The sequence below is a fragment of the Albidovulum sp. genome, assembly GCF_049646345.1.
Classification (GTDB): domain Bacteria; phylum Pseudomonadota; class Alphaproteobacteria; order Rhodobacterales; family Rhodobacteraceae; genus Albidovulum.
Genome location: NZ_JBARVQ010000801.1, coordinates 1 through 10,007, shown reverse-complemented (window position 1 = coordinate 10,007; position 10,007 = coordinate 1). Strand labels below are relative to the sequence as shown.

8 protein-coding genes are annotated in these 10,007 nt (G+C 63.8%); 4 read left to right on the top strand and 4 right to left on the bottom strand.

The window, feature by feature from the left end; translation table 11 throughout:
* Window positions 1-530: acyl-CoA dehydrogenase family protein (locus WBB85_RS21040; protein ID WP_432640534.1), on the bottom strand; the 530-nt coding region annotated here is incomplete at its 3' end.
* A 133-nt stretch (window positions 531-663) separates the two neighbouring features.
* Between WBB85_RS21040 and WBB85_RS21035 the strand changes: the two genes are divergently transcribed.
* From WBB85_RS21035 to WBB85_RS21025, 3 genes are all read left to right on the top strand, one after another.
* Window positions 664-1,608 (top strand): L-threonylcarbamoyladenylate synthase, encoded by a 945-nt coding sequence (locus tag WBB85_RS21035; RefSeq protein ID WP_432640533.1) that lies wholly within the window; start codon window positions 664-666, stop codon window positions 1,606-1,608.
* Between the two features lie 74 nt (window positions 1,609-1,682).
* Window positions 1,683-2,975, top strand: coding sequence for an NAD(P)/FAD-dependent oxidoreductase (locus WBB85_RS21030; protein ID WP_432640532.1), 1,293 nt, complete (start codon window positions 1,683-1,685; stop codon window positions 2,973-2,975).
* Window positions 2,976-3,307: 332 nt separating this feature from the next.
* The gene (locus tag WBB85_RS21025) at window positions 3,308-3,952 is read left to right on the top strand and encodes a hypothetical protein (protein WP_432640531.1); all 645 of its coding nucleotides are present in this window, start codon (window positions 3,308-3,310) and stop codon (window positions 3,950-3,952) included.
* A 103-nt stretch (window positions 3,953-4,055) separates the two neighbouring features.
* Here the strand turns inward: WBB85_RS21025 and WBB85_RS21020 are convergent, their stop codons facing one another.
* Window positions 4,056-4,610: a YqgE/AlgH family protein gene (locus WBB85_RS21020; protein WP_432640530.1), complete on the bottom strand. Its 555-nt coding sequence runs from the start codon at window positions 4,608-4,610 to the stop codon at window positions 4,056-4,058.
* 128 nt (window positions 4,611-4,738) lie between these two features.
* Here WBB85_RS21020 and WBB85_RS21015 point away from each other — a divergent pair, with 128 nt between their 5' ends.
* On the top strand, window positions 4,739-5,554 hold the full coding sequence (locus tag WBB85_RS21015) for a protein-disulfide reductase DsbD domain-containing protein (protein ID WP_432640529.1): 816 nt from the start codon (window positions 4,739-4,741) through the stop codon (window positions 5,552-5,554).
* Here the strand turns inward: WBB85_RS21015 and WBB85_RS21010 are convergent.
* Both WBB85_RS21010 and WBB85_RS21005 read right to left on the bottom strand, forming a co-directional pair.
* Entirely contained in the window at window positions 5,536-8,892 is a 3,357-nt protein-coding gene (locus WBB85_RS21010; RefSeq protein WP_432640528.1) for an efflux RND transporter permease subunit, read from the bottom strand. The genes WBB85_RS21015 and WBB85_RS21010 overlap by 19 nt on opposite strands.
* A gap of 3 nt (window positions 8,893-8,895) precedes the next feature.
* Window positions 8,896-10,007 (bottom strand): efflux RND transporter periplasmic adaptor subunit (locus tag WBB85_RS21005; protein WP_432640527.1); only part of this gene is annotated, 1,112 nt, incomplete at its 5' end.

Below are 10,007 nucleotides of genomic sequence, written 5' to 3'. Positions count from 1 at the left end.
GTCCTCAAGGCACCGACATCGCTGCCTGCCTGCGCCTCAGTCAGGTTCATCGTGCCCGCCCATGCGCCCGAGATCAGTTTCGGCAGGTAGAGCGCCTTCAGATCGTCCGAGGCGTGATGATCCAAAGCCTCAATCTGGCCCTGCGTCATCAGGGGCGAAAGCTGCAGCGACAGGCACGCCCCAGACATCATGTCATGGATCGCCATGTTCAGGCATTGCGGCAGGCCCATGCCACCATGTTCGGCGGGGGCCGAGACCGAGACCCAGCCACCATCGCGGATCGCGCCGAACGCCTCGATGTAACCAGGCGAGCAACGCACAGTCCCGTTTTCCAGCAGCGCGGGCGTCATATCGCCGTTGCGCTGCACTGGCGTCAGCACCGTATCGCAAAGCTTGCCCGCCTCGGTCAGGATCGCCTCGGCCAGATCGGGTGTGGCTTCGGCAAAACGGGCCGTGCCCGAAACGGGCGCCATCGGCACGACATGGTTCAGGATGAAGCGAATATCGCCAACCGGCGCGCGATAAGACATTCGGGCCTCCAAAAAACCCACGCCTTGGCAAGTGCCAGTCCGGCGCGTATGTGAATTCCGTCAGCGGCATAATTGCCGCTGGGTCAGATACCGCAACCCAAACGCTGCGTCACGCAGGAAGGCCAAAGTTCAGGTGACCGAAACCCTTGCCCCCGATGATGCGGGCCTGGCCCGCGCCGCCGCCCTTTTGGCCGGAGGGCAGCTTGTCGCCTTCCCGACCGAGACGGTGTACGGGCTGGGCGGCGATGCGCGGTCCGATATCGCGGTCGCACGGATCTTCGAGGCCAAGGGACGGCCGCGATTCAATCCCCTGATCGTGCATCTGCCCGATCTTGAGGCCGCACGCAGCGTTGCCGTCTTCGACGCTCTGGCCGAACGGGTCGCCTCGGCCTTCTGGCCCGGACCACTGACGCTGGTGCTGCCCTTACGCCCCTCCGCCCGGCTCTCGCCACTGGTCACCGCCGACCTGCCCTCGGTCGCAATCCGCGTACCGGAACACCCCGTCGCGCACCGCCTGCTGCGCGCCTTCGGCGGGCCGGTCGCCGCCCCTTCGGCCAACCCGTCGGGCAAGGTCAGCCCGACGCGGGCCGATCACGTTCTGGCTGGGCTCACGGATCGCATCGCCGCCGTGGTCGATGGCGGGGCCTGCGCGGTAGGGCTCGAATCTACCATCCTCGGGCTGGTCGGCGAACCGCAGATCCTGCGCCCCGGCGGCATCCCGGCCGAAGCCTTGGAGGCCTGCCTCGGCCACCCGCTCGCCAGTGGCGGCGACAGCGCAAAGCCGTCTGCACCCGGCCAGCTTCTGTCGCACTATGCCCCCGCCGCCCCGATCCGCCTGAACGCCACACGGACCGAACCTGACGAATTCTGGCTGGGTTTCGGGCCCAAGGCGGCCAAGGCCGACCTCAACCTTTCGGAAACCGGCGATCTGGTCGAGGCGGCAGCGAACCTCTTTCACTACCTCCGCGAGGCCGATGCACGCGCCAAGGGCCCCATCGCCATCTCTCCCATCCCCGAGAAGGGTCTGGGCCGCGCGATCAACGACCGCCTGCGCCGTGCCGCTGCGCCGCGTAGCTGACGTCCCTTGCGCGCGCGCCGGTCTTCCGACAGGAATATTGCCAACGCACTCATTTCAGGCCATCGGGACATCCCATGCCGACATCCGGCCCCTCCAATCTCTGGCGCGCGACTTCGGCCGAGGCCCTTGACGCGCCGCCGCTTGCCAATGACAGCGCCGTCGATCTGGCGATTGTCGGTGGCGGTTTCACTGGCTGTTCGGCCGCACTGGAGGCCGCGCGGGGCGGGGCCACTGTCGCATTGCTGGAAGCCGAAACCATCGGCCATGGCGGATCGGGCCGCAATGTCGGGCTGGTCAATGCGGGGCTCTGGCTGCCGCCCCGCGATGTGCTGAAGATCCTTGGCGATGCCGATGGCACCCGCCTGATCAAGGCACTGTCGAACGGCCCCGATATCGTTTTTGACCTGATCGAGCGTGAGGGGATCGACTGCGAACCGGTCCGGCGGGGTACGATCCATCTGGCCCATTCGGCCGCAGGGCTGAAGGGCCTCAGGGCACGGTTCGAACAGGGCACATTGGCCGGGCGGCACTATGAGTTGCTGGATGCGGCCGATACCGCGCAGCGCACCGGATCAATGCGCTTTACCGGCTCATTGCGCGACCCCGGCGCGGGCACGATCCAGCCGCTGGCCTATTGCCGCGGACTGGCCCGGGCCGCACAAATCGCCGGTGCGGAGCTACATGAGAAAAGCCCTGTCACCTCGATTACCCGCAGTGGCGGCGACTGGATGCTTGAGGCGGCTGGGCACCGGGTAAAGGCCAAGGCCCTGCTGATCGCGACAAATGCCTATCAGACCCATTTCGGCGCGCCCTTCGCGCAGGAATTCATCCCGGTGCATTACAGCCAGTTCGCGACCGTGCCGATGCCCGACGACCTGCGCGCACGCATCCTGCCGGACGGCGAGGGCTGCTGGGATACCGCGCTGATCATGTCCTCATTCCGCACCGACCGGGCGGGGCGGCTGATCCTTGGCGGAATCGGCAATGCCGAGGGCGCGGGTGCGCGGGTTCATTCCGGCTGGGCAAGGCGCAAGCTCAGTGAACTCTATCCCGACCTCGCCCATCTGCCGTTCGAGCATCACTGGGCGGGCCGCATCGCCATGACCTCCGACCATGTGCCGAAGATCGTGGCCCCCGGCCCCTCGGCGCTGGCCATCTTCGGCTATTCCGGGCGCGGCATCTGCCCCGGAACGGTCTTTGGCATGAAAGCGGCGCGGGCGTTGCTGGGCGGCACAGACGGCGATCTGCCGTTGCCCGTCCTTTCGGGCCACGGCGAAAGCCTCACCCGTGCAAAGGCCGCATGGTACGAATTCGGCGCAACGGCCACCCACGCGGTGTTCCCGCACCCATTGTCCAGGCGGCAATAGGCGAGGCGAGCCCTTCATCCCTGATCAAGATCGGCGGCTTTGCACCCGCCGATGTCAACTGACCCGATTCTGCAAAAAAAGGCCGGTTTGAGCCCATCCTGCAAAAAATCCTGCAAAGCAGCTAACGTCTGCTTGCATCACAAGGGTAGGACAATAAGCTACTTCTCCATCCACTCGCTTTTCGGGTTCACAAACACATGGATTGCAAACAGCAGAAGCCGCTTAAGGCCAAAATCCCGACGGACCATCCCTTCTTCGACATCATCGCGGAGGCATATCGTGTGTTTGCGTGCTCTACGCCAATGAGCATTGAGGTCTGCGAAGGTTGTTGCATGGATGCAGACATCGAAGCCGACTTTTTCAATCCACAGATAGATGAGCTTCCGCTGCATTACATACAGGATTGGTATTTTGCGGCTTACGATCCGAAGGGAGTTGCGAAGTCAACTTGGAGTTACCTACTTCCTCGAATTCTCGAGATACTTGCAATTGGGGAAGATGTTAGCAACGTGGCTCTCGAAGTCAGTCTCAACCGTTTCGAAACTGGCAATCGCGACAATTGGACGTCGGACGAATGGAAAATTCTTGATGAATTCCAACGCCATTTTCTTAAGCGTGAGATAGAGAGTAAGACGGAAAACTATTTGGATGACACAATTTGCATGTTCAGGCTTGCGGGGTGGCCGCTGAAAGACCTGCTTGAACAAGTTGTATCAACTTCTGATGTCATTTTAGCGCAAAGGTTTTGGAACGATTGGTGCAATGGAGTTGTGCCGGGACGCGAGTCTATTTGGATCACAGCATTTTGGGATGATCCTGATAAAACAACGGTATTCGACTTTTACACATCGAAAGCTCTGTATACTAGAATGGAGAGCTTGGTTTTTGCCGATAATACGGATCCGGAGATTTCCACAAAGGCCTTAGCCGTAGCAGGCGTAATTGAAGCGAACGCCACCTCGGATTTGTCATCTTGATGGACCAAGTAGTCTAGACGAACCTAACTATTGTGCCCAGCGGCTTCTGAAGCGGACTTTGGCGCAGCCGCAGCAAACGGCAGCAAAGTCCGCTTATTGGGTATCACGCCCGTCCGGCGGTCGAGGACAGGCTGATCGGATCCACGCCGAGCGTTCTCAGCGCCTTGCTCCACTTACTGTCATTCTGATCGGAAAAGACCAGTTCGGGTGCCGCGTCGCAGGTCAGCCAGCCATTGCGCAGGATCTCATTCTCCAGCTGCCCCGGCCCCCAGCCGGCATATCCAAGCGCAAGCAGGGAGGAGGATGGCCCCTCTCCGGCCGCAATCGCATTCAGGATATCGATCGTCGCCGTCATGCCGAACAGCGTATCGACCTGCAATGTCGCCCCCTCGCCCCCATAATCCGCGGAATGCAGGACAAAACCGCGTGAATGTTCGACGGGGCCGCCGAAATGCACACGGATCTCTTGCGACCGGTCGGACCGCTTAATGCCAAGCTGGTCCTGCAGATCGTCAAAGGACAAGTCGGGGGCGGGTTTGTTGACGATTAGCCCCATCGCCCCGTCATCCGAATGGGCGCAGAGAAATACGACGCTATGTTCAAAGCGCGGATCGCCCATGCCGGGCATGGCGATCAGAAGCTTGCCGCTGAGATTCATTTCGGCACCTCCCTGGCTCGAAGATCGCGCCTTGGGTAGCGGGATACAAGGGCGAACGAGGGCAAAACTCTTCGTGAGTTGCGCGGTTGTGACTTCCATTCGGCGGCAGGCCGCCTAGTTTCGTACCCATGAAGCTCAAAACCGCCCTTTCCGCCGCGCTCACTGCCTGCGCGATTCTCTCGACCGGACCTGTCGCAGCACAGGGTCTGCCGGACAATATCCTTCACGCCGAACTGCGCGAAGGATGGCGTACATCTGGCGGCACCCAGATGGCGGCTTTGCATCTGACGCTCGCGCCGGGCTGGAAGACCTATTGGCGCGCGCCCGGCGAGGGCGGCATACCGCCCAGCTTCGACTGGGCCGGGTCACAAAACATCGCCGATGTCGCCTTTCACTGGCCAAAACCACAGGTTTTCGACCTGAACGGCATGCGCGTCATCGGATACCGGAACGAACTTGTGCTGCCGATGGAGTTCACCGCCGTCGACCCGTCCCGGCCGATGACAGCCATGGCAGAGGTCGAACTGGGGGTTTGCGAAGAAATCTGCGTGCCGATGTCTCTGTCCATCAACGCCGCGTTTGACGGCTCATCACAGCCCGATCCGATGATCGAGGCGGCCCTCGCCCAACGCCCCGAAAGCTCGGGCGCTGCGGGCCTCTCCTCGGCAAGGTGCGAGGCTGAAGCCATCCGCGACGGGCTGCGGGTAACGGCCAGCATGGCGATCCCGCCCGTCGGCCCGGATGAATTCGCGGTTGTGGAACTGGCCGACCGCTCGGTCTGGATCTCGGCCGCCGATACCAGACGGCAGGGCGGCGCGCTGACCGCGACGGCCGATATGGTGCCGCCTGCGGCGCAACCTTTCGCGCTCGACCGGTCCTCGGTCCGGATCACCATTTTTGGCGGGTCGGGCCGGGTAGTCGAGGTTCAGGGCTGCACCGGTTGACCGCCCCGCCGCCTTAACAGACCTGCACCCGCCAGCCCCGCGACGCATGTGATCGCGATTGCGGCACCGACGAATTGCAGGAACGGTGCCCATAGCGCCCCGCCCGACACGAGCGCCGGCACCAGCAGCACCGCGAAGGCCAAGGCCAAGGCAGCGATATCCGCCAGCACGAACAGCTTCAGCGCACGGGCACCCGCCGCCCGGCGCATCGACCGCAGGAAGGCACCGACATCGTTCTGAATCGCCAGAAACACGGGCACGATCACCAGCACCAGCACCATGCCGAAGGCCAGCCCATAACAGAGCGTAATAACCGTTGGTTTGAGAAACTGCGCCTGCCGCGATGTCTCGTAAAGCAGCGGCGCCAGCCCCAGAACCGTCGTCGCCGTGGTCAGCATCACCGGCCGCAGCCGGTCCGCCACCGCGTCGATGATGGCCGCGCGCTGGGGCCGCGTTCCCGCATAGTCATCGACCGTAGAGATCAGCACGATCGCATCGTTGATGATGATCCCCGACATGCCGATCATACCCACGACCGAGAACATCGACATCGGCACATCCCAGGTGAAATGGCCATAGATCGCCCCGATCAGGCCGAAGGGAATAACCGACATCACCACGACGGGCCGCGTCCAGCTTGAAAAGATCCAGGCCAGCACCGCATAGATCCCAACAAGCGCCGCCATCAGCCCGATCAGCGCGTCGCTAAGGAATTCGTCCTCCTGCTCGCTGAGACCCGCGAGGTGATAGCCGACGCCGAAATCGGCGGCGAGGTCGGGCAGGATGCCGGTATCAAGTGCCGTCAGGATGGCGGTCGCGCGCTCGGGATCGTCCTCGGAAAGATCGCCGGTGACCGAGAGGACGCGCTGGCCGTTCTCGCGCCGGATCGTGGAAAAGCCGGTCCGGGTCGTCACCGTCACGATATCGGACAAGGCGACATAGACCCCGGTTGGCGTCGGCAGCAGCATCCGGTCCAGAAAGTCCGCCGTCAGTTCGCCCTTCGGCAATTCGACCTTTATCTTTGTTGTCCGCGTGCCCGTCGGGAAGGTCGCGGCCTCGATCCCGGTCAGCCGGTCGCGCAATTCGCGCCCCAAAGCCTCGACCGTGAAACCGAGGTTCTGGCCCTGTGGCGTCAGTTCCAGGATCAGCTCATCCTTATCATAGGGCAGGCTGTCCTCCAGCCCCGACACTTCGGGAAAGGGGGCCAGATCACGCTTCAGCTTTTCCGCCGCCGCTTTCAGCACCTCGGCACTCGCACCGGTCAGTTCGACATCAAGCGCTGCCCCCCCCGGTCCGTGCCGCCAGCTTCGGAACGACAGTTCCTCAAGGAACGGATGGGTTGGGGCCGCCTCTTGCAGGTCGGAAATGAAATCGAAGGCCGACCAGGGGCGCAGATCGGGGTCGACCAGTTCGATGGAGATCGAGCCCAGAAGAGCGGCATCCTTGGTATCCGCGCTCGCCAGTCGCGGCCAGGCATTCGCGCCGATCTCCGTGATCACATAGGTTAGCGGTTCTATGCCATATTCATCGCGATAGCTGTCAGCGACCGCGTTCACCGCCTGTTGCAGCCCTTTCATCACCTCGATGCTGTCGTCCCGGTCGGCCCCCTCCAGCATCGCGAAATTGCCGGTGATCGAGGCGCGTTCGGGCGAATTGAAAAACCGCCAGGTGACATCGCCCTTCAGGAACAGCGCCGCCTGAAAGGACAAAAGCGCCAGAACGGCGGCCAGAACCGGATAGCGCGCGATCATGATCCAGCGGGTGAACGGGCGCACCAGCCGGTCGCGCACCCAGCCGAGCCCGCGGTTCATGAACCGGCTCGGCGCGTCATACCAATGGCCGCGCCCGGCCCTGGACAGGGCATGGGCCATATGGTTCGGCAGGATCAGAAAACATTCCATTAGCGAGGCCGCCAGCACGACGCTGACAGTAAAGGGAATGTCCTGGATCAGATCGCCGAAGCGGCCCGAAATCGCGGTCAGGCCAAGAAAGGCAATGATCGTCGTGATGGTTGAGGAAAAGACCGGCGCCGCCATCCGCTGCACCGCGTTTTCGGCCGCCACAAAGGGGGGCTCGCCCAACTGCCTGACCCGGAAATCGGTGTGTTCCCCCACTACGATGGCGTCATCGACGACAATGCCCAAGGTCAGGATCAGCGCGAACAGCGACACCATGTTGAGCGTCAGGCCAAACGCATACATCAACGCGACCGCGGCCAGCATCGAGACGGGAATACCCGCCGCCACCCATAGGGCAGTCCGGGCGTTCAGGAACAGGAAAAGCAAGCACACGACCAAGCCGAGGCCCAGCAGGCCATTGTCGATCAGGATGTTCAGCCGCGCCGCGATATCGTCCGACCGGACCCGGATCAGGTCAATCGACACGCCGTCCGGCAGGGTCGGGCGCATTTCCTCGGCCACCTCCTCGACCTGGCGCTGGATGGCGATGGCGTCGCCATCGGCCGAACGGTCGGCCCGCAGCGCAATGGCGGGATTGTCGCCGACGAAATAGGCATGGATATCGCTGCCACCCTCGCTGCGGATACGGGCCACATCGCCAAGGGTCAGCGTGGCACCATCGGCCCCGGTCCGCAGAACGATCCCGGCCAGCGCCTCGGGGGTGCGCTTTTCGGTGCCCGTGCGCAGACGCGCCGTGCCGTCGCCGACCTCACCCGCCGGATCGGCATCCGCCTCGGCCGCGATGCGGGCGGCGATCTCGGATAGGGTCAGTTGGTGACGCATCAGGTTGACCATCGACACTTCGATGACAATCTCGGGCGAGGCGAGCCCCTCGATCGAGGCCCGCGTCACACCCGCCTGAAACAGCCGCGCAAGGAATTCGTCGGCCAGCCGCACCAATTGCTCGGGCGCGACGGGGCCGGTGATGATCATGTCGGTCACCCGGTCGCGCCAGGCACTGCGCCGCACTTCAGGCTCTTCCGCGTCATCGGGCAGGTTGCGGACCGACGCCACAGAGGATTCGACCTCATCGACCGCGCGGCCCAGATCCCAGCCCGGTTCGAATTCCAGAACGATATTGGCGCGGCCCTCGCGGGCAGAGGATTTGGTCTTTTCCACCCCCTCGACCGCCATCAGCCCGGGTTCGAGTAGCTGGATAATAGCGCGGTCGACATCCTCGGCCCCCGCCCCGTCCCAGGCGACCGAGATGCTGACCTCCTGCACCACGACATCAGGGAAATACTGCGCCCGCATACGCGGCAGCGCGAAGAGCCCCGCGGCGATGAAAAGCACCAGCACGAGGTTCGCGGCCGTCGCGTGACGGGTGAAATAGGACAGAAGCCCCGAAGCCGCCGCCAGCCGGTCGCGCCGGGCTGCCATGACCTAGCCCCCCATCCGGGCTTCGATGCGCTCGACCACTTCCAGCGGCACGCGGTCAGCCTGCAACTTGGCAATGACGCGGGCCTTGGCCTCATCCGGCATCGTGCCGCTTTCCTCGACAAAGGTGATCAGCACGGCGCGGCGTTCCGGCGTCAGGTCGATCATCGCGGCCTTGCTGGCCTGCCCCGCAGAGGCGCTGTCATTGCGCACCGGACGCACCTTGATACCGGCACCAAGAAGCGCCGTGCGCTCGATGACAATCTCGCGCCCCGCCAAGGCGCCGACCCGGATCAGCACGTCATCGCCCTGACGGCGCAGCACCTCGGCCGGTGCCGCCTCCAACCGCTCATCCTGCCCGAGAACCAGCACCGTACCGTCGGCCCCGATGGCACGGGCCGGGACCAGTGCCACTCCGTCCATCGGTTCTTCAACGACGGTCAAGGTCACGAAATCCCCCGGCCGGAAGCTCAGCGCGGTATCCAACGTGGCAAAGACCAGCCGCCCGCTGGCCCCCGCGCCCACTGCCGCATCGACCCGGACAAGGCGGCCCTTTGCCTCAAGCTTGGCCCCGAAGACATCAAGCGACGCGGTCGCGGGCAGGGACAAGAGCCCGCCCTGCCCGTCGATCAGCCGCGCGAATTGCGCGGTTGAGACACGGAACGCCACTTCCAGCGCTTGGGTGTCGATCAACTCGCCCAGTTTCTCATTCTTGGCGACCAGTCCGCCCGCCACCGCCGTGACGCCTGAAAGGACGCCGGAAAACCCGGCGCGCAGCTCGGTCTCGGCCAATCGCCGCTCGGCCTCGGCCAGGGTAAAACCTTGTTTCTCAAGCGATGTCGCGGCCTTGTCCACCCGTGCCTCGGCTGTCGCCAGCGCCTGCCTGCGCGACAGAACTGCCTGATTGGCATTGGACATGGCCAGTTCGGCCGTCTCCAGATCGGCCGCAACGCCCAGCCCCCTGCCCGCAATGCCCATTTGCCGTTCCAGGGCCTGAGCCCTCAGCCGCGCCTGTTCCTCGGCGGCGGCCAGATCATCGCGGGCAAGATCCAGCGCGCGATCAGCATCGCGCAGCTCGGCCTCGGCCTCGCGCAGGTTGGTCCGCGCCAGAGCAAGCG

Coding starts and splice junctions, on each gene's coding strand:
- WBB85_RS21025 (WP_432640531.1), top strand. CDS start 3,308: ATGGATGCAGACATCGAAGCCGACTTTTTCAATCCACAGATAGATGAG.
- WBB85_RS21015 (WP_432640529.1), top strand. CDS start 4,739: ATGAAGCTCAAAACCGCCCTTTCCGCCGCGCTCACTGCCTGCGCGATT.
- WBB85_RS21020 (WP_432640530.1), bottom strand. CDS start 4,610: ATGAATCTCAGCGGCAAGCTTCTGATCGCCATGCCCGGCATGGGCGAT.
- WBB85_RS21010 (WP_432640528.1), bottom strand. CDS start 8,892: ATGGCAGCCCGGCGCGACCGGCTGGCGGCGGCTTCGGGGCTTCTGTCC.
- WBB85_RS21030 (WP_432640532.1), top strand. CDS start 1,683: ATGCCGACATCCGGCCCCTCCAATCTCTGGCGCGCGACTTCGGCCGAG.